At 61.6% G+C, this 18,284-nt stretch carries 17 protein-coding genes; 13 read left to right on the top strand and 4 right to left on the bottom strand.

The features are described from left to right. The first annotated feature begins 5 nt into the window (after positions 1–5). Positions 6–860: a pirin family protein gene (locus ASF84_RS03545; protein ID WP_056835239.1), complete on the top strand. Its 855-nt coding sequence runs from the start codon at positions 6–8 to the stop codon at positions 858–860. Positions 861–1,068: 208 nt separating this feature from the next. On the opposite strand, the gene ASF84_RS03540 is transcribed toward ASF84_RS03545, so the two are convergent. Then, entirely contained in the window at positions 1,069–2,256 is a 1,188-nt protein-coding gene (locus ASF84_RS03540) for a patatin-like phospholipase family protein (protein ID WP_056835237.1), read from the bottom strand. A gap of 27 nt (positions 2,257–2,283) precedes the next feature. Beyond that, complete coding sequence (locus ASF84_RS03535; protein ID WP_056835235.1) at positions 2,284–3,216, bottom strand: lipid A biosynthesis lauroyl acyltransferase; 933 nt, start codon at positions 3,214–3,216, stop codon at positions 2,284–2,286. A 121-nt stretch (positions 3,217–3,337) separates the two neighbouring features. Here ASF84_RS03535 and minC point away from each other — a divergent pair, with 121 nt between their 5' ends. The 5 genes from minC (at position 3,338) to ASF84_RS03510 (ending at position 7,474) form a co-directional block, all read left to right on the top strand. Then, complete coding sequence (gene minC, locus ASF84_RS03530; RefSeq protein ID WP_056835371.1) at positions 3,338–4,084, top strand: septum site-determining protein MinC; 747 nt, start codon at positions 3,338–3,340, stop codon at positions 4,082–4,084. 216 nt (positions 4,085–4,300) lie between these two features. Further along, on the top strand, positions 4,301–5,110 hold the full coding sequence (gene minD, locus ASF84_RS03525) for a septum site-determining protein MinD (RefSeq protein WP_056835233.1): 810 nt from the start codon (positions 4,301–4,303) through the stop codon (positions 5,108–5,110). Between the two features lie 3 nt (positions 5,111–5,113). Further along, on the top strand, positions 5,114–5,374 hold the full coding sequence (gene minE, locus ASF84_RS03520) for a cell division topological specificity factor MinE (protein WP_056835231.1): 261 nt from the start codon (positions 5,114–5,116) through the stop codon (positions 5,372–5,374). Between the two features lie 101 nt (positions 5,375–5,475). Then, positions 5,476–6,111 (top strand): RluA family pseudouridine synthase, encoded by a 636-nt coding sequence (locus tag ASF84_RS03515; protein WP_056835229.1) that lies wholly within the window; start codon positions 5,476–5,478, stop codon positions 6,109–6,111. Between the two features lie 73 nt (positions 6,112–6,184). Then, on the top strand, positions 6,185–7,474 hold the full coding sequence (locus ASF84_RS03510; protein ID WP_056835227.1) for a M18 family aminopeptidase: 1,290 nt from the start codon (positions 6,185–6,187) through the stop codon (positions 7,472–7,474). A 10-nt stretch (positions 7,475–7,484) separates the two neighbouring features. Here the strand turns inward: ASF84_RS03510 and ASF84_RS03505 are convergent, their stop codons facing one another. Further along, positions 7,485–8,201, bottom strand: a complete 717-nt coding sequence (locus ASF84_RS03505) for a UTRA domain-containing protein (RefSeq protein ID WP_056835226.1) — start codon at positions 8,199–8,201, stop codon at positions 7,485–7,487. A gap of 342 nt (positions 8,202–8,543) precedes the next feature. Here ASF84_RS03505 and ASF84_RS03500 point away from each other — a divergent pair, with 342 nt between their 5' ends. From ASF84_RS03500 to ASF84_RS03480, 5 genes are all read left to right on the top strand, one after another. Beyond that, complete coding sequence (locus tag ASF84_RS03500) at positions 8,544–9,611, top strand: ABC transporter substrate-binding protein (protein WP_056835224.1); 1,068 nt, start codon at positions 8,544–8,546, stop codon at positions 9,609–9,611. A 97-nt stretch (positions 9,612–9,708) separates the two neighbouring features. Continuing rightward, a complete protein-coding gene (locus ASF84_RS03495; protein ID WP_109514346.1) occupies positions 9,709–10,551 on the top strand; it encodes an ABC transporter permease in 843 nt (280 codons plus the stop codon). Continuing rightward, positions 10,538–11,335: an ABC transporter permease gene (locus tag ASF84_RS03490; protein ID WP_056835220.1), complete on the top strand. Its 798-nt coding sequence runs from the start codon at positions 10,538–10,540 to the stop codon at positions 11,333–11,335. Before ASF84_RS03495 ends, ASF84_RS03490 begins: the two co-directional genes overlap by 14 nt. Position 11,336: 1 nt before the next feature. Then, on the top strand, positions 11,337–12,326 hold the full coding sequence (locus tag ASF84_RS03485) for an ABC transporter ATP-binding protein (RefSeq protein WP_056835218.1): 990 nt from the start codon (positions 11,337–11,339) through the stop codon (positions 12,324–12,326). A 156-nt stretch (positions 12,327–12,482) separates the two neighbouring features. After that, entirely contained in the window at positions 12,483–13,136 is a 654-nt protein-coding gene (locus ASF84_RS03480; protein ID WP_056835216.1) for an HAD family hydrolase, read from the top strand. A gap of 15 nt (positions 13,137–13,151) precedes the next feature. Here the strand turns inward: ASF84_RS03480 and ASF84_RS03475 are convergent, their stop codons facing one another. Continuing rightward, on the bottom strand, positions 13,152–14,117 hold the full coding sequence (locus ASF84_RS03475) for an NAD(P)H-quinone oxidoreductase (protein WP_056835214.1): 966 nt from the start codon (positions 14,115–14,117) through the stop codon (positions 13,152–13,154). A 136-nt stretch (positions 14,118–14,253) separates the two neighbouring features. Here ASF84_RS03475 and ASF84_RS03470 point away from each other — a divergent pair, with 136 nt between their 5' ends. Together ASF84_RS03470 and ASF84_RS03465 are read left to right on the top strand one after the other, a co-directional pair. Then, positions 14,254–16,335, top strand: coding sequence for a carboxy terminal-processing peptidase (locus ASF84_RS03470; protein WP_177339440.1), 2,082 nt, complete (start codon positions 14,254–14,256; stop codon positions 16,333–16,335). A gap of 117 nt (positions 16,336–16,452) precedes the next feature. Then, a complete protein-coding gene (locus tag ASF84_RS03465; RefSeq protein WP_056835211.1) occupies positions 16,453–18,234 on the top strand; it encodes a bifunctional diguanylate cyclase/phosphodiesterase in 1,782 nt (593 codons plus the stop codon). Positions 18,235–18,284 lie beyond the last annotated feature (50 nt).

The raw sequence follows: 18,284 nt of genomic DNA, 5'->3' as shown, positions 1-18,284 counted from the left end.
CTCTCATGACCTCATTTCGCAAGGTATTATCGATTCACACCGGCAAACCCACCTCCGATGGCGCCGGCGTGCGCCTCACTCGCGTATTCGGCGGCGCAGGCGTCGAGCAGTTCGATCCGTTCCTGATGCTCGACGAGTTTGGCTCGGACCAGCCCGATGACTACATCGCCGGCTTCCCGCCGCACCCGCACCGTGGCTTCGAGACCGTGACCTACATGCTTGAAGGCCGCATGCGTCATGAAGACCATATGGGCAATGTCGGCCTGCTGCAGGGCGGTGGCGTACAGTGGATGACCGCAGCACGCGGCATCATCCACAGCGAAATGCCTGAACAGGAAGAAGGCGTGATGCGTGGTTTTCAGCTCTGGCTGAACCTGCCGGGCAAGCACAAGCTGATGGATGCCAGCTATCGGGATATTCAGCCGCAGGACATCCCACGCCTGACCACGGCCGCCGGCATCGATGTGGTAGTGATTGCCGGCCGCTTCGATGATGGCCAGGTGCAGCAGGACGGCGCCGTGCAGCGTCCGGACACCGAGCCGCAGTACTTTGATCTGCACTTGCCCGCTGGCAGTCAGATCAGCCCGCAGATTGCCCGTGGCCACCGGGTGTTGCTGTACGTGTATGAAGGTCAGGTCGAGGTGGCCGGCTGCCCGCAACCGGTGGCAGCCAGTCGCCTGGTGCGACTGGGTGACACCGGTGAGCTGCGCATCGACAGCGCCGCAGGTGCACGGGTACTGCTCATTGCCGGCAAGCCGCTGGGCGAACCGATCGTGCAATACGGGCCGTTCGTGATGAACACCCGTGAAGAGATCGAGCAGGCGCTGCGCGATTTCCGTGATGATCGATTGACGGCGTAAAACGTGGCTTTTGCCGCTCTGTCCGTGCCTGGGGTAATACCGATCAGTTCAGCCAAATTTCGTTGAACGCTGAACGTATGGGAGGGCGCTCTGCTCGCGACAGGGCCATTGAGGCCCCTACACCTGCTGCGCCTGACACATAGCCATCGCCAGCAGAGCTGCCTCCCACAGTCCGGTGTCAGGCCCGATATTCTGGGCGGCATCATGCCTACGGAGTAATGCGCAGAAAACGCTGGAGGTCTTCGCTTTGTGCCTTGGCATCGTGCCGGCCCAGTTCGATCAGTTCGCTGCAATAGCCGGCCTCGAACAACAGGTAGCTCAATACACTGGCACCGCTGGTCTTGGTTGCGCCAGGACCACGCAGAAAGGTGCGCAGCGCCGGTGGCAGTTCGTGACGGTGGCGGGCGGCGATTTCGTCCAGCGGGCGGCTGGGCGAAATGACCAGCACGTCCACCGGGGCCATGCCCGGCTGGCAGCGCGCTTGCGGGTCGGGTAACAGGGCGCTGAGGGCGTTGAGACGCTCCAGCAGCTCGATATCGCTCTCCAGGCTGTCAATGAAGGTGCTGTTGAGCAAATGGCCGCTGATCTGGGCCAGGCTGGGTTGCTGGCCGCTGGTGACCCGGTGCACGGGCACCTGGGCCTTCACGCCGCGTGGGTTGCCGCTGACGCCGATCACCAGCACCCGGTTGGCGCCCAGGTGCAGGGCCGGGCTGATCGGGGCCGACTGGCGCACCGCGCCGTCGCCAAAGTACTCCTGCTCGACCATGACCGGGGCGAACAACAGCGGGATCGCCGAACTGGCCAGCAGATGATCCACCGTCAATCGGGTCGGCAAGCCGACGCGACGATGGCGCAGCCATGGATCAATGGTGCCCCGCCCCTGATAAAAGGTCACCGCCTGCCCGGACTCGTAGCCAAAGGCGGTCACGGCCACAGCGCGCAACTGCCGGGCTTCGATGGCCTGTTCGATGCCGGAAAAATCCATGCGCTCGGTGAGCAGGTCGCGCAGCGGCGCACTGTTGAGCAGCGCCACCGGCACTTGGGAACCCAGCCCCAGCAGGCTCTTGCCCATGAAGCGACTGGCCTGGCGAATCACGCCAGGCCAGTCGCTGCGCAGCACCTGATGACTGCGAAAGTTCTGCCAGAACAGGGTCAACTGGTGAATGGCCGCACGAAAGTGCAAGGCATCGCTGGCCAGTTTCACGGCGTTGATGGCCCCGGCCGAGGTGCCGACAATCACCGGGAACGGGTTGGGCGCGCCATAGGGCAATAATTCAGCAATACCGGCCAGCACGCCGACCTGATAGGCCGCACGGGCACCGCCGCCAGACAGAATCAGACCGGTGACCGGTTCAGCATCGCTGCAAGGGTTTGTCACTACGGCGGGTTCGGACATCCACAGGAACCTCAGTGATCGCTATTTTTATTTTCGTTTTGCGTACAGCCTGGGTTCACCGGGTGGCCGGCTTTTGAAACGCCGATGCGCCCACAGGTATTGCGCAGGGCATTCGGTAATGGCCTTTTCTACCCATTGATTGATGCGCAAGCAATCTTCTTCATCATTTTGCCCGGGAAAATCATCCAGCGGCGGGTGAATCACCAGCCGGTAACCGCTGCCATCGGCCAGGCGCTGCTGAGTGAATGGCATCACCCGGGCACGGCCCAGCCTGGCAAACTTGCTGGTGGCCGTGACAGTGGCAGCCTGAATCCCGAACAACGGCACGAACACGCTCTGTTTGGCGCCATAGTCCTGGTCGGGCGCATACCAGATGGCCCGGCCACTGCGCAGCAGCTTGAGCATGCCACGCACGTCCTCGCGCTCGACCGCCAGCGAGTCGAGGTTGTGCCGTTCACGACCACGGCGCTGGACGAAATCGAACAGCGGGTTCTTGTGCTCACGGTACATGCCGTCGATGGTGTGTTGCTGGCCGAGCAGCGCCGCGCCAATTTCGAGCGTGGTGAAGTGCAGGGCCATGAGAATCACCCCCTCCCCTTGCCGATGGGCTTCGCGCAGATGCTCCAGGCCTTCGATCCGGGCCAGCTTTGCCAGGCGCCGGGGCGACCACCACCAGCTCATGGCCATTTCGAAAAAGGCGATGCCGGTCGAGGCGAAATTGTCCTTGAGCAGTTTCTTGCGCTCGGCGTCGGACAGGTGCGGGAAACACAGTTGCAGGTTGCGTGCGGCAATGGCTTTTCGATCAACGGCAAACCGGTACATCACTGCCCCCAGCAGGCGGCCGATCAGCAGCAGCACGCGAAACGGCAACTGCACGATCAGCCACAACAGCGCCAGCCCCAGCCAGAGCGCCCAGAAACGCGGGTGCAGGAAATACAGTCGAAAACGCGGGCGATCCATTTAAGCTTCCGTCAGGACAGTGGCCGCGCATTCTACATCGGTTCGTCATGGCTTGCGGCTCGCGGAGGTTCTCGTTATAAGTCACGGCACTTTTAGTGACAAGCCGTTGTCTATGTCGACCATGAGCCAGACCGAATCGCAATACACCGACCCCGTGTTCCAGCTCAAGGGCAGCATGCTGGCCATCACCGTGATGGAACTGGCGCGCGCTGACCTTGATGCCCTGGATCGCCAATTGGCGGCCAAGGTTGCCCAGGCGCCAAATTTCTTCAGCAATACACCGCTCATCCTGGCCCTGGACAAACTCGCGCCGCATGAAGGGGCCGTGGACTTGCCGGCCCTGATCCGCCTGTGCCGCCAGCACGGTCTGCGCACCCTGGCAATCCGTGCCAGCCGCATCGAGGACATCGCGGCAGCCATTGCCATCGACCTGCCGGTACTGCCACCTTCCGGCGCCCGGGAACGGCCACTGGATGCGGCCGAGGCCGAGCCCCTGGCAATTAAGAAAATTCCGGAAAAACCACCCGAGCCGCTCATCAGGCCAACCCGTATCGTCACCTCGCCTGTACGCGGCGGCCAGCAGATTTATGCCCAGGGCAGTGACCTGGTGATCGTCGCGCCGGTAAGCCCCGGTGCGGAACTTCTGGCCGATGGAAACATCCATGTCTATGGTCCATTGCGCGGCAGGGCACTGGCCGGTATCAAAGGCGATACCAGGGCACGGATCTTTTGCCAGCAGATGGGTGCCGAGCTGATTTCGATTGCAGGTCAATACAAGGTGTCCGAAGACCTGCGCCGTGATCCGCTGTGGGGCACCGGAGTGCAGATCAGCCTGTCAGGCGATGTGTTGAACATCATTAGGCTTTAACGGATACTGCCGCCATTTATCAAAGCATCTCTGAGTGGTCGCGAACAAGTAGCACAGGCTTTAGGAAATTCAGAGAACTTTATGTCTTAGAGGCGCCTTAGTGGGCTGCCTGCCAAGCCTATAACTTCCTTAGATTTCCAGATTGCTCTACTGACGCCGCTTCAAGGGACGCTCTTCAGGACTGAACAAGTCCGTTTGCTCTAGGGGTGAAACACCTTGGCCAAGATTCTCGTAGTGACATCCGGCAAGGGTGGTGTGGGCAAGACCACCACCAGCGCTGCCATCGGTACCGGCCTCGCCCTGCGTGGCCACAAGACAGTGATCGTCGACTTCGACGTCGGTCTGCGTAACCTCGACCTGATCATGGGCTGCGAACGCCGCGTGGTGTATGACTTCGTCAACGTCGTCAATGGCGAGGCCAACCTGCAACAGGCGCTGATCAAGGACAAGAAGATCGAACACCTGTTCGTACTGGCCGCCAGCCAGACCCGCGACAAGGAAGCGTTGACCAAGGAAGGCGTGGAGCGGGTGCTCAACGAGCTGCGCGAAACATTCGAATACATCGTCTGCGACTCGCCGGCCGGCATCGAGACCGGTGCGCACCTGGCCATGTACTTCGCTGACGAAGCCATCGTGGTCACCAACCCCGAGGTCTCCTCGGTGCGTGACTCCGACCGCATGCTGGGCCTGCTGGCCAGTAAATCGCGTCGCGCCGAGAAGGGCGAAGACCCGATCAAGGAACACCTGCTGCTGACCCGCTACAATCCGGAGCGCGTCAGCAAGGGCGAAATGCTCGGCGTGGAAGACGTCAAGGACATCCTGGCAGTGACCCTGCTGGGCGTGATCCCCGAGTCCCAGGCCGTACTCAAGGCATCCAACCAGGGTATCCCGGTCATTCTCGACGAACAGAGCGACGCCGGCCAGGCGTACAGCGATGCCGTCGACCGCCTGCTGGGCAAAGACCGGGAACATCGGTTCCTGGATGTGCAAAAGAAAGGATTCTTTGAACGTCTGTTCGGGGGTTGACGCATGAATATTTTCGACTTCTTTCGTGACCGCAAGAAAGCCAACAGCGCTTCGGTTGCGAAAGAGCGTCTGCAGATCATTGTGGCGCACGAGCGCGGCCAACGCGGTTTACAGACCCCTGACTACCTGCCTGCCCTGCAGCAGGAACTGGTGGAAGTGATCCGCAAATACGTCAATATCGAGTCCGATCAAGTCCAGGTCGCTCTGGAAAACCAGGGCAGCTTTTCGATTCTGGAACTCAACGTCACCCTGCCCGATCGCTGATCCGGCAGTCGCCAGCGGCGCAACACACGGCTTTGCGATCATAGAGCCGTGTGTTGCGCCGCTGGCGTTTTCTCAACCGTGAATCAAGGCCGCCTACCCGCATGCCGCTGTCCAACATCCACATTCTTCATCAGGACAGCGCCGTCCTGGTCATCGACAAACCTACATTCCTGCTGTCTGTGCCGGGTCGTGCCGACGACAACAAAGACTGTCTGATCACGCGCCTGCAGGAAAACGGTTACCCCGAGGCACGTATCGTTCATCGCCTGGACTGGGAAACCTCCGGCATCATCCTGCTGGCCCGTGACGCCGACAGCCACCGCGAACTGTCGCGTCAGTTTCATGACCGGGAAACCGAGAAGGCCTACACCGCCCTGTGCTGGGGCCAGCCGGCACTGGATAGCGGCAGCATTGACCTGCCGTTGCGCTACGACCCGCCGACCAAGCCGCGCCATGTGGTCGACCATGAGGCGGGCAAGCACGCCCTGACCTTCTGGAAGGTCATCGAACGCCACGCCGATCATTGCCGTGTGGAACTGACCCCCATCACCGGACGCTCACACCAGTTGCGTGTGCATATGCTGTCGATCGGCCATCCGCTTCTGGGCGACGGCCTGTATGCGCACCCCGAAGCGCTGGTCGCCTGCGCGCGGTTGTGCCTGCATGCCAGCATGCTGAGCTTCACCCACCCGCTCAGCGGCGAACGCCTGCGTTTCGAGTGTCCGGCGCCCTTCTGAATCGCCGCAACGCATGACCCCCATCTTGCCAGCCAATGCGTTAAACTCGCGCCATTGCTGTCTGGAGTGACTTATGCGTGAAGAGTTGAACAAGGGCCTGATCGACTTCCTCAAGGCCTCGCCTACCCCGTTCCATGCCACTGCCACATTGGTGCAACACCTGGAAGCCGGTGGCTTCCAGCGTCTGGATGAGCGTGATACCTGGAGTGTCGAGTCGGGCGGGCGTTATTACGTCACCCGCAACGATTCCTCTATCATTGCCTTTCGCATGGGTCGCCACTCGCCCTTGATCGGCGGCATCCGCATGGTCGGCGCCCATACCGACAGCCCCTGCCTGCGCGTCAAGCCACAGCCTGAACTGCAACGCCAGGGCTTCTGGCAACTGGGCGTGGAAGTCTATGGCGGCGCATTGCTCGCGCCCTGGTTCGACCGCGACCTGTCGCTGGCCGGGCGCGTGACCTTTCGCCGTGACGGCAAGGTTGAAAGCCAGCTGATCGACTTCAAGCTGCCCATTGCCGTGATTCCCAATCTGGCGATTCACCTCAATCGCACGGCCAACGAAGGCTGGCCGATCAACGCCCAGCTCGAACTGCCGCCGATCGTCGCGCAAGTGGCCGGCGACGAGCGTCCGGACTTCCGCGCCCTGCTCACCGAGCAACTGGCCCGTGAGCACGACCTGATCGCCGACGTGGTACTCGATTACGAGTTGAGCTTCTACGACACCCAGAGTGCTGCAGTGGTGGGCCTCAATGGTGACTTCATCGCCGGCGCCCGGCTCGACAACCTGCTGTCGTGCTATGCCGGCCTGCAAGCGCTGCTCAACACCAGCAGCGAAGAAACCTGCCTGCTGGTCTGCACCGACCACGAGGAGATCGGTTCATCCTCGGCCTGCGGCGCCGACGGCCCGATGCTGGAGCAGACCCTGCAACGCCTGCTGCCCGAACATGAAACCTACGTGCGCAGCATCCAGCGCTCGCTGCTGATCTCGGCCGACAACGCCCACGGCGTACACCCCAACTACGCCGACAAGCACGACAGCAATCATGGCCCCAAGCTCAATGCGGGTCCTGTGATCAAGGTCAACAGCAACCAGCGCTACGCCACCAACAGCGAAACGGCCGGGTTTTTCCGCCACCTGTGCATGGCTGAAGAAGTGCCGGTGCAAAGCTTCGTGGTGCGCAGCGACATGGGCTGCGGATCGACCATCGGTCCGATCACCGCCAGCCACCTGGGCATCCGCACCGTGGACATCGGCCTGCCGACCTTCGCCATGCACTCGATTCGCGAACTGGCCGGCAGCCAGGACCTGGGACATCTGGTCAAGGTGCTGGGGGCGTTCTACGCCAGCGTCGAATTGCCCTGATTGCAGGAAGTTACCCTCGCACCACGGCGCTGATATCAATCGCGTCGTGGCGCCAGTACTCCAGGTCACAATCGATCAGCCGCCCTTGGCGGTCGTGATTGACCCGGGCAATGCGCAGGCCCGGGGTGCCCGTTGACACTTTCAGCGCCACGGCCGCCTGTGCGTGCAGGGCTGTCGGCTGTATCTCGAAGCTCACTTGCCCGTAATGGACGTCATAACGCTGGCTGTAGAGCTCGGTCAGCGACTGGCTGAGATCGCAATCGAGAATCCCCGCAAAATAGTCGGCCTTTAGGTAGTGCTCCACATACAGCACCAGCCGCTGGTCGATGCGTCGTGCCCGACAGATCTGGATCACGCTGGACAATGCCGGCAGTTGCAGACGCTGGCAGATGGCAGCCGACGCCGGCTGCAGGCGCGCTGACAACAGCTCGGTGTGTGCCTGGCGGCCCTGGGCCTGGACCATGGCGTGGAAATGACTGCGGCTATTGAGGTCATACGCCAGGCGCGGCGGTGAAATGAACCAGCCACGGCGCTCTTCGCGATAGATCAAGCCTTGCGCTTCAAGCTGTACCAGCGCTTCACGCAAGGTAATGCGTGTGGTGGCGAACACTTCGCTGAGCCGGCGCTCGGCCGGCAGCTTGCTGCCCGGCAGCAACAGGCCGCGCTCGATCTGCTCTTGCAGGGCGTTGCAGATAAGGGTGAAAGCTCGTGGTTCATCGTCGCGCATTGTGTTACCCATTTGGTCTAGACCAGCGCCATAAACGGGCATGATCGACACATCCTGCAGCCATGATTCAAGGTGCACAGCCTAGACATCCTCCATGACTGTGCTGTGACACACACGCTTTCACGCCCTGCCAAGACTAGCTCATGCCGGAGTGAATACGCTGCCGGGCAAGCCTTTTGCCTTGGTCTACGCTTGTATTCCAGCACAACCTGAACAAACGCTTGTACATGCATCGACACGAAAATGTCATGCAAGGCGCTTAACTTGGCTCAGGTATTGCTGATCTAGACCACATCCTGTGCAACCAACACTTTTTGCCGCAGCGTATTCAAGGAGCTTCGAATGAAACACCTTTTGTTGGCATCACTGCTCGGTTCGGCCATTGCCATGAGCAACCTGGCTTTTGCGGCTGAAACCGACCTCAAGACCCTGGAAGACGCTGCCCGTGCCGAAGGCGCGGTCAACAGTGTTGGCATGCCGGATGACTGGGCAAACTGGAAAGGCACCTGGGCCGATCTGACGGCCAAATATGGCCTCAAGCACATGGACACCGACATGTCGTCGGCGCAGGAAGTCGCCAAGTTCGACGCCGAAAAAGACAATGCCAGCGCCGACATCGGTGACGTGGGCGCCGCCTTCGGCCCCATCGCCACCGCCAAGGGCGTAACCCAGCCGTACAAGCCCAGCACCTGGGAGCAGGTTCCGGAGTGGGCCAAGGACAAGGATGGCCATTGGGCGCTGGCCTACACCGGCACCATCGCCTTTATCGTCAACAAGAACCTGCTGCACGGTTCGGACATTCCAAAAAGCTGGGCCGACCTGAAAACCGGCAAATACAAGGTCTCCATCGGCGATGTCAGCACCGCCGCCCAGGCCTCCAATGGCGTGCTGGCAGCGGCCATGGCCTTCAAGGGCGACGAAACCAATATCGAGCCCGGCCTGCAGTTGTTCACCGAAATTGCAAAGCAGAAACGCCTGTCGCTGGCCAACCCGACCATCCAGACCATCGAAAAAGGTGAAGTGGAAGTCGGCGTGGTCTGGGATTTCAACGGCCTGAGCTACAAGGCCAAGATGGCCAAGCCCGATGATTTCGTGGTGCTGATTCCTTCCGATGGCTCGGTGATCTCCGGCTACACCACCATCATCAACAAGTACGCCAAGCACCCCAACGCGGCCAAGCTGGCGCGTGAGTACATCTTCAGCGACGCCGGGCAGATCAACCTGGCCCGCGGCAACGCCCGGCCGATCCGCGCCGAGCATGTGACCTTGCCGGACGACGTGAAGGCCAAGCTGCTGCCCAACGAGCAATACAAGCACGTGACCCCGATCAAGAACGCCGACGCCTGGGAAAAAACCGCCAAGGCCCTGCCGCAGAAATGGAACGAGCAAGTCATCATCGAGATGAACTGATCCCGATGCGGTAAACGGGATTACCCGTTGACATGGGCACGCCTGGTTCTGGCCAGGCGCGCCCATGCCATCCATCCACTGCCTGCGAGCCATTCATGTGAAACCTCTTTCCCGCGGTCAATGGCTGGCCCTGTTGTGCCTGCTGCCCTTTACGCTGTTTTTCATCGTGTTCCAGATCGCACCGCTGGCCTGGGTGGCGATTCACAGCCTGCAGTCCGACAACGGCTGGGGCCTGGACAACTTTGCCAAGGCATTCAACTCGCGTTTCTATCGCCAGGCCATGCAGTTCAGCCTGGAGATCAGTTTCTGGTCGAGCCTGTTCGGTATCCTCATCGCCACCCTGGGCGCCTGGTCGCTGCATCAGGTCGATTCACGGTTGCGCGACTTCGTCAGCGCGTTCGCCAACATGACCAGCAATTTTTCCGGGGTGCCGCTGGCGTTTGCCTTCATCATCCTGCTGGGCTTCAACGGCGCCCTGACCCTGATCCTCAAGCAGGCCGGGATCATCGATGACTTCAACCTGTACTCCAAGACCGGACTGATCCTGGTCTACACCTACTTCCAGATTCCGCTCGGTGTATTGCTGCTGTACCCGGCCTTCGACGCCTTGCGCGACGACTGGGCGGAGTCCGCCGCCTTGCTGGGCGCCAGCCCCTGGCAGTTCTGGCGGCACATCGGCCTGCCGGTGCTGACACCGGCGCTGCTGGGCACCTTTGTCATCCTGCTGGCCAACGCATTGGGCGCCTATGCCACGGTGTACGCGCTGACCACCGGCAACTTCAACGTCCTGCCGATCCGCATTGCAGCCATGGTGTCCGGCGACATCACCCTGGACCCGAACATGGCCAGCGCCCTGGCAATGATCCTGGTCGGGCTCATGACCCTGGTGACCGTGGTGCATCAGTGGCTGCTCAAGAGGAGCTACCATGTCGCGCGCTGAACGCCGCCCTGCCCCGCTCTATCACCGGCTGGTGGTCTGGCTGCTGTTTGCCATCCTGCTGCTGCCGCTGGTCGGCACCCTGCTGTATTCACTTTCCACCAGTTGGTCGGCCACCGTGCTGCCCAGCGGGCTGACCTTCAAGTGGTACCTGGCCCTGTGGAGCGATGCGCGCTTTCTCAGCGCCTTCGGCCAGTCGCTGCTGGTGTGCGTGGGGGCCCTGTTGCTGGCCGTGGTGCTGATCCTGCCCTTGTTGTTCGTAGTGCATTACCACTTCCCGCGCCTGGACGGGCTGATGAACATCCTGATCCTGCTGCCCTTCGCGGTGCCGCCGGTGGTGTCTTCGGTGGGCCTGTTGCAGCTCTATGGTTCCGGGCCCATGGCGATGGTCGGCACACCGTGGATCCTGATCGGTTGCTACTTCACCGTGGCCCTGCCGTTCATGTACCGCGCCATCACCAACAACCTGCAAGCCATCAACCTCGTCGACCTGATGGACGCCGCCCGCCTGCTGGGCGCCAGCACCTGGCAAGCCGCGTTCCTGGTGGTGCTGCCCAACCTGCGCAAGGGCCTGATGGTCGCCTTGCTGCTGTCGTTTTCGTTCCTGTTCGGCGAGTTCGTGTTCGCCAACCTGCTGGTCGGCACCCGTTACGAGACCTTGCAGGTGTACCTGAACAACATGCGCAACAGCAGCGGCCACTTCAACAGTGCACTGGTGATCTCCTATTTTCTCTTCGTACTGGTACTGACCTGGGTCGCCAATCGACTGAACAAGGACAAAGACTGAGATGAGCTTTATCAGTATCGAAAACCTGCAAAAGACCTACAGCGGCACCCCGGTGTTCAGTGACATCCAGTGCCATATCGCCAAGGGCGAATTCATCACCCTGCTGGGCCCGTCCGGCTGTGGCAAGTCGACCCTGCTACGCTGCATTGCCGGCCTGACCCCGGTGGACCAGGGCCGCATCCTGCTCGATGGCCAGGACCTGGTTCCTTTAAGCCCGCAGAAACGCCAGATCGGCATGGTATTCCAGAGCTACGCGCTGTTCCCCAACATGACCGTGGCACAAAACGTCGCCTTCGGCCTGCGCATGCAGAAGGTCAGTGCGGCCGACAGCCAGCAACGGGTCGATGAGATGCTCAGGCTGGTCGAGCTGCAGGACTTTGCCAAACGCTACCCGCACCAGTTGTCCGGCGGGCAATGCCAGCGCGTGGCCCTGGCCCGCTCGCTGGTCACCCGCCCACGCCTGCTGCTGCTCGATGAGCCGCTGTCGGCACTCGATGCCCGGATCCGCAAGCACCTGCGCGAACAGATCCGCGCCATCCAGCGCGAACTGGGCCTGACCACTATCTTCGTGACCCACGACCAGGAAGAAGCCCTGACGATGTCAGACCGCATCTTCCTGATGAACAAAGGGCGCATTGTCCAGAGCGGTGATGCCGAGACCCTCTACACCGCCCCGGTGGATGCCTTTGCGGCCGGCTTCATCGGCAACTACAACCTGCTGGAGGCCGACGTGGCCAGTCGCCTGCTGCAGCGCCCGGTCGCCAGCCGCATCGCCATCCGCCCGGAGGCCATTGAATTGCATGCCGAGGGCACGCTGCAGGGACGGATTCGTAGCCACAGCCTGCTGGGCAACGTGATCCGCTATCGGGTCGAGGCCAACGGCGTGGACCTTGTGGTCGACGTCCTGAACCGCTCGGCCGATGACCTGCGCGCCGAGGGCAGCCCGGTCAGCCTGAAGATCGAACCAACGGCCCTCTGCCCCGTAAGCTGAAGACGTGGCAAGCGGCAAGTTGATCGCATGGCTTTTGCTTTCACTTGCAGCTTGCGGCTTGCGGCTTGCGGCTTGCGGCTTGTGACTTACCCCTTGAAACGAGCCGTTGCGTGCCCTCACCATGACCGCTTCGCTCAAACGCCTTGGGAGGCACGCATGCCCGTAGCAATTTTCGACCTGGACGAAACCCTGATCGATGGCGACTGCGCCACCTTGTGGTGCGAGCAGATGGGGCGGCTGGGCTGGGTCGACACGGCGTGGTTCATGCAACGCAACGATGAACTGATGACCGCCTACAGTGCCGGCGAGCTGGCCATGGAAGACTACATGGCCTTCAGCCTGGAGCCCATGATCGGGCGTACCCCGGAAGAAATCGAACACCTGGTCGGCCCTTGGGTCGAGGATGTGATCGAGCCGATCATCTTCAGCGATGCCTGCAAGGCCATCGCCGAACACCGCGCCAAGGGCGACCGGATCCTGGTGATCTCGGCCTCCGGCGAGCACCTGGTGCGCCCGATCGCCGAGCGCCTGGGCATCGATGAAGTGCTGGCCATCGATCTGGACGTGCAACACGGGGTGTACAGCGGCGCTACGGTCGGCGTGCTGACCTACCAGCAGGGCAAAGTGGCCCGTCTGCTGGAATGGCTGGACGCCGAAGGCGAAAACCTCGAAGGCGCCAGCTTCTACTCCGATTCACGCAACGACCTGCCGCTGCTGCTCAAGGTTGACCACCCGCAGGTGGTCAACCCTGATCCGGTGTTGCTGGCGCATGCCGAGCAGGCCGGCTGGCCGGTGCATCGCTGGAAGTGACCGGCCAGTGAAGGGTCAGGCCAGGCTGGCGTCGATGACCACCACCAGCTTGCCGTTGACCTGATTGCCCTCCAGCGTCTCATAAGCCTCACTGGCCTGGTCCATCGGGAAGGTACGGGCCAGTTGCGGGTTGAGACGGCCTTCGCTGAACAGCGGCCATACATGCTGGCCCAGGTCGCTGAGCAGGTCGGCCTTGAACTGATCATCGCGGCTGCGCAGGGTCGAGCCCAGCAACTGGATACGCTTGCCCAGCACCTGTGCCAGGTCGATCCCGGCCTGGCGCCCGCCCATCAGGCCAATCAGCACCCAGCGGCCGTCCTGGCCCAGCAGTTTGAGGTTGAGCGCGGCGTAGTCGTTGCCGCCGACCGGATCGAGCACCACATCGAAGGGGGCAAAGTCCTTGAGCGTTTCGAGGTTGTCGCTGCGCACCACTCCGCCCTGGGCACCCAGTTCGGTGCAGTACGCCAGGCGCTCGGCAGAGCCGACGCTGACCCAGACCGGGCTGCCAAAGGCCTTGCAGAGCTGAATGGCGGCTGAACCAACGCCACTTGCCCCGGCATGCAGCAAGACCTTTTCTCCAGGCTTGAGGCCGGCCAGTTGAAACAGGTTCAACCAGGCGGTGGCGTACACCTCGGGAATCGCGGCGGCCTGCTGCAGCGACAGGCCCTCGGGCACCGGCAACACATGCCGGGCATCGACCACCACTTCTTCGGCCATACCGCCGCCCGCCAGCAGGGCGCAGACCCTGTCGCCCTCTTTCCAGGCGGTGCCGGGCCCGACCTCGACGATCACACCCGAGCACTCCAGGCCCAGAAATTCACTCGCCCCAGGCGGCGGGGCATACTGGCCCGCACGCTGCAACAGGTCGGCGCGGTTGAGTCCCGCCGCTGCCACCTTGATACGAACCTGGCCGACATCCAGAGCCAGGCTCTGTGTCTGGACCCATTCCACATGTCCGTTAACGCCTTGCAATGCCTTCACGGTGCCTCCATAGTGAGTCAGGACTGAGCCCGCGGCTGCTGCCCCGGGCTTTTGCATTATGCGACCGGGTCCATGGAACCGGCGATCTCTAAGACGGCCTAATATGCGTGATCAATTGTCTCCGCGTCGAATCAGCATGAAGCATTTCTTCCCAAGCACCGCCCTCGCCCTGCTCATCGGCTTCAGCATTGTGCCGATGTCGGCCTGCACCTTTGCCGCCAACAGCTGGGACAAGCTTCAGCCCGATCGCGACGAGGTGGTTGCCAGCCTCAATGTCGTCGAACTGCTCAAGCGTCACCACTACAGCAAGCCGCCGCTGGACGACAAGCGCTCGGTCATCATCTACAACAGCTACCTCAAGCTGCTCGACCCGGCTCGCAGCTACTTCACAGCCAGCGATATCGCCGAGTTCGACAAGTGGCAGACCCAGTTCGACGACTTTCTCAAGAGCGGCGACCTGAACGCCGGCTTTACCATCTATAAACGCTATCTGGATCGCAGCAAGGCGCGCATGGACTTCGTCCTCGCCGAACTGGCCAAGGGCGTCGACAAGCTGAGCTTCACCGACAAGGAAACCTTGCTGGTCGATCGCAAGGAAGCCCCTTGGGCCAAGAACCAGGCCGAGCTGGACGACCTGTGGCGCAAGCGCGTCAAGGATGAAGTCCTGCGCCTGAAGATCGCTGGCAAAGAGCCCGCCAAGATCCAGGAACTGCTCACCAAGCGTTACAAGAATCAGTTGGGTCGCCTGAACCAGACCCGCGCCGAGGACATCTTCCAGGCGTACCTGAACTCCTTCGCCATGTCGTATGACCCGCACACCAACTATCTGTCGCCCGACAGCGCGGAAAACTTCGACATCAACATGAGCCTGTCGCTCGAAGGCATTGGCGCGGTGCTGCAAAGCGACAACGACAACGTCAAGGTCGTGCGCCTGGTACCGGCAGGCCCTGCGGCCAAGACCAAGCAAGTGGCGCCGGCCGACAAGATCGTCGGTGTGGCCCAGGGTGACAAGGAAATGGTCGACGTGATCGGCTGGCGCCTGGACGAAGTGGTCAAGCTGATCCGCGGGCCGAAGGGCTCGGTGGTGCGCCTTGAGGTCATCCCGGCCAGCAACGCTCCGAACGACCAGACCAGCAAGGTGGTGTCGATCACCCGTGAAGCGGTCAAGCTCGAAGAGCAGGCCGCCAAGAAGTCGATCCTGCACCTGAACCAGGACGGTCGCGACTACAAGCTGGGCGTGATCGAGATTCCGGCGTTCTACCTGGACTTCAAGGCCTACAAGGCGGGTGATCCGGAGTACAAGAGCACTACGCGCGACGTGAAGAAACTGCTCACCGAGTTGCAGGCCGAGAAAGTCGACGGCCTGGTGCTGGACCTGCGCAACAACGGCGGCGGCTCGTTGCAGGAAGCCACCGAACTGACCAGCCTGTTCATCGAGAAAGGCCCGACCGTGCTGGTGCGCAATGCCGACGGCAAGGTCGATGTGCTCGAGGACGAAGCCAAGAGCGTGTTCTACAAGGGCCCGATGGCCGTGCTGGTCAACCGCCTGTCGGCCTCGGCCTCGGAGATTTTCGCCGGCGCCATGCAGGACTACCACCGCGCCTTGATCGTGGGCGGCCAGACCTTTGGCAAGGGCACGGTGCAGACCATCCAGCCGCTCAATCATGGCGAGCTGAAACTGACCCTGGCCAAGTTCTACCGGGTTTCCGGCCAGAGCACCCAGCATCAGGGCGTAGTGCCTGACATCGCCTACCCGTCGCTGATCGACACCAAGGAAATCGGTGAAAGCGCCCTGCCCGAAGCCATGCCTTGGGACAGCATTCGTCCGGCCATTCGTCCGGCGAGCGATCCGTTCAAGCCGTTCCTGGCTCAATTGCAGGCCCGGCATGACCAGCGCAAGGTCAAGGATGCCGAGTTCGTGTTCATCGAAGATCGCCTGGCCCTGGCCCGTCAGTTGATGAACGAGAAAACCGTCAGCCTCAATGAAGCGGACCGTCGTGCCGAGCACACGGCCATCGAAAACAAGCAACTGGCGCTGGAAAACACCCGTCGCAAGGCCAAGGGTGAAGAGCCGCTCAAGGAGCTGAAAAAGGAAGACGAAGAAGCGTTGCCGGTGGAAGACGAGAAGACCAAGCCCGAAGACGACGCCTACCTGGCCGAGACCGGGCGCATTCTGCTCGACTACCTGGGGCTGAGCACTTCAGTCGCGAAAAAATGACCTGCCAATGACAATGGCAAACTGCCCATATTGTCATTAAACAGTCATGATTCTGTCGTGCAATAGGGCCAGGACGGCTTCACCGTCCTGGCCCTTCTTTTTGCCGTAGAGACCGCCATGACCGTGACCGAACAACTGAGCGCACTGAGCTCCATTCTGGCTCGCAGTGACCTGCACAGCTTGTTCCAGCCTATCGTCATGCTCTCGCAACGCCGCATCCTGGGCTATGAAGCTTTGACCCGCGGCCCTTCCAACAGCCCTTTGCATTCACCTGTCAGCCTGTTTGCCGTGGCCCGCCAGAGCGGGCGCCTCAGTGAGCTGGAGCTGGCCTGTCGCGACAGCGCCTGTCGACGCTTCAGCCAGCAGAAACTGCCAGGCAAGCTGTTTCTCAATGTCTCGCCTGAATCACTGCTCGAAGTCTCGCACCCGCCGGGCCGTACCTTGGAGATGCTGCAACGCTATGGCATTGCGCCTCAGGATGTGGTGATCGAGTTGACCGAACAGACCCCCACCGACGATTTCGAACTGCTGTACAAGGCGCTGCACCATTACCGCGACATGGGCTTTTCGATTGCGCTGGACGACTTGGGTGCGGGCTACTCAAGCCTGCGCCTGTGGTCCGAGCTGCGCCCGGACTATGTCAAGATCGACCGGCACTTCATCGATGGCATTCACCAGGACGCGGTCAAGCGCGAGTTCGTAGGGTCCATGCTGCACATGGCCAAGGCTTCACGGGCCATTGTGATCGCCGAAGGCATCGAGCTGGCCGAAGAGCTGGAAGTGTTGCTGGAAATGGGTGTCGACCTGGTCCAGGGCTATCTGCTGGCGCGCCCGCAGGAGCGCCCGCCCCGCGACATCAGCAGCATGCTGCCCAAGGCCGAAAGCATCAGCCTGCCCTTGAGCGAGGAAGCCGCCGACCTGAGTGCCCTGCTCAATCCGCAGCCGGCGATCAGCCAGAGCACCCACACCGCTCAGGTCCTCGAAGCCTTTCGCCTGCAAGCCAATCTCAACTCGGTGGCGGTGCTGGACGAGCAGTCACGCCCTTGTGGCATCGTGCATCGCCATTCGTTGTCCGAGGCGCTGCTCAAGCCCTTCGGCACCGAGCTGTTTGCGCGCAAGCCGATCAGCCGGTTGATGAGCGATGATTTTCTGGCCGTCGAGTTGAACCAGTCACTGCAACAGGTCAGCCGCTTGCTGACCAGCCGTGCGCGCCAGCGCATCGAGGAAGATTTCATCATTACCAGCAACGGCGTCTATGTGGGCCTGGGCCGGGTGATCGATGTGCTCAAGCTGATCACCGAGCTGAAAATCCAGCAGGCCCGTTATGCCAACCCGCTGACCCTGCTGCCTGGCAATGTACCGATTCAGCAATGCCTGACCCGAGTGTTGCAACAACAGCGCGAGTCGATGGTGTGCTACGTCGACATCGACAGCTTCAAACCCTTCAACGACATCTATGGCTACGCCCGTGGCGACGAGGTGCTGCTGTGCCTGGCGCAGTGCCTGAACGACCGGATTGATCCCAGCCGTGATTTTGTCGGGCACATTGGCGGCGACGACTTTCTGATGGTGCTGGGCCCGGATGAGTGGGAAAGGCGCATTCAGACGCTGCTTGAGGATTTCCAGAACCAGTGCCGGCGCTTCTACCGCGCCGAGCATCTGGAAGCCGGGTGTTTCACCGCCCTGAATCGTCAGGGCCAGCGTCAGGAGTTTCCGCTGCTGTCGCTGTCGATCGGCGTGGTCCATCTGCGCAGCGACGCTTGTGAACGGGTCGATGCCAGCCAGGTGGCCGACCTGGCGTCCCAGGCCAAGCACTACGCCAAGGACATCAGCGGCGCCAGCATCCACCTGATCGATACAGCGCTGACACAGTCCTGTCACACCGCCAAGGCTTTGTAGGAGCGCGCTTGCCGGTATGCCGGACCACCGCGACCGGCTGCGTAGCAGTC

Origin of the sequence: Pseudomonas sp. Leaf127, assembly GCF_001423155.1 — a bacterium.
Lineage (GTDB): Bacteria > Pseudomonadota > Gammaproteobacteria > Pseudomonadales > Pseudomonadaceae > Aquipseudomonas > Aquipseudomonas ovata.
This window is presented reverse-complemented; position numbering and strand designations above follow the sequence as displayed.

Excerpts from the sequence above, each read along its gene's own strand:
- ASF84_RS03500 (WP_056835224.1), top strand. The coding sequence starts at position 8,544 with ATGAAACACCTTTTGTTGGCATCACTGCTCGGTTCGGCCATTGCCATG.
- ASF84_RS03480 (WP_056835216.1), top strand. The coding sequence starts at position 12,483 with ATGCCCGTAGCAATTTTCGACCTGGACGAAACCCTGATCGATGGCGAC.
- ASF84_RS03505 (WP_056835226.1), bottom strand. The coding sequence starts at position 8,201 with ATGCGCGACGATGAACCACGAGCTTTCACCCTTATCTGCAACGCCCTG.
- minE (WP_056835231.1), top strand. The coding sequence starts at position 5,114 with ATGAATATTTTCGACTTCTTTCGTGACCGCAAGAAAGCCAACAGCGCT.
- ASF84_RS03535 (WP_056835235.1), bottom strand. The coding sequence starts at position 3,216 with ATGGATCGCCCGCGTTTTCGACTGTATTTCCTGCACCCGCGTTTCTGG.
- minC (WP_056835371.1), top strand. The coding sequence starts at position 3,338 with ATGAGCCAGACCGAATCGCAATACACCGACCCCGTGTTCCAGCTCAAG.
- ASF84_RS03485 (WP_056835218.1), top strand. The coding sequence starts at position 11,337 with ATGAGCTTTATCAGTATCGAAAACCTGCAAAAGACCTACAGCGGCACC.
- ASF84_RS03490 (WP_056835220.1), top strand. The coding sequence starts at position 10,538 with ATGTCGCGCGCTGAACGCCGCCCTGCCCCGCTCTATCACCGGCTGGTG.
- ASF84_RS03465 (WP_056835211.1), top strand. The coding sequence starts at position 16,453 with ATGACCGTGACCGAACAACTGAGCGCACTGAGCTCCATTCTGGCTCGC.
- ASF84_RS03510 (WP_056835227.1), top strand. The coding sequence starts at position 6,185 with ATGCGTGAAGAGTTGAACAAGGGCCTGATCGACTTCCTCAAGGCCTCG.
- ASF84_RS03515 (WP_056835229.1), top strand. The coding sequence starts at position 5,476 with ATGCCGCTGTCCAACATCCACATTCTTCATCAGGACAGCGCCGTCCTG.
- ASF84_RS03470 (WP_177339440.1), top strand. The coding sequence starts at position 14,254 with ATGAAGCATTTCTTCCCAAGCACCGCCCTCGCCCTGCTCATCGGCTTC.
- ASF84_RS03545 (WP_056835239.1), top strand. The coding sequence starts at position 6 with ATGACCTCATTTCGCAAGGTATTATCGATTCACACCGGCAAACCCACC.
- ASF84_RS03540 (WP_056835237.1), bottom strand. The coding sequence starts at position 2,256 with ATGTCCGAACCCGCCGTAGTGACAAACCCTTGCAGCGATGCTGAACCG.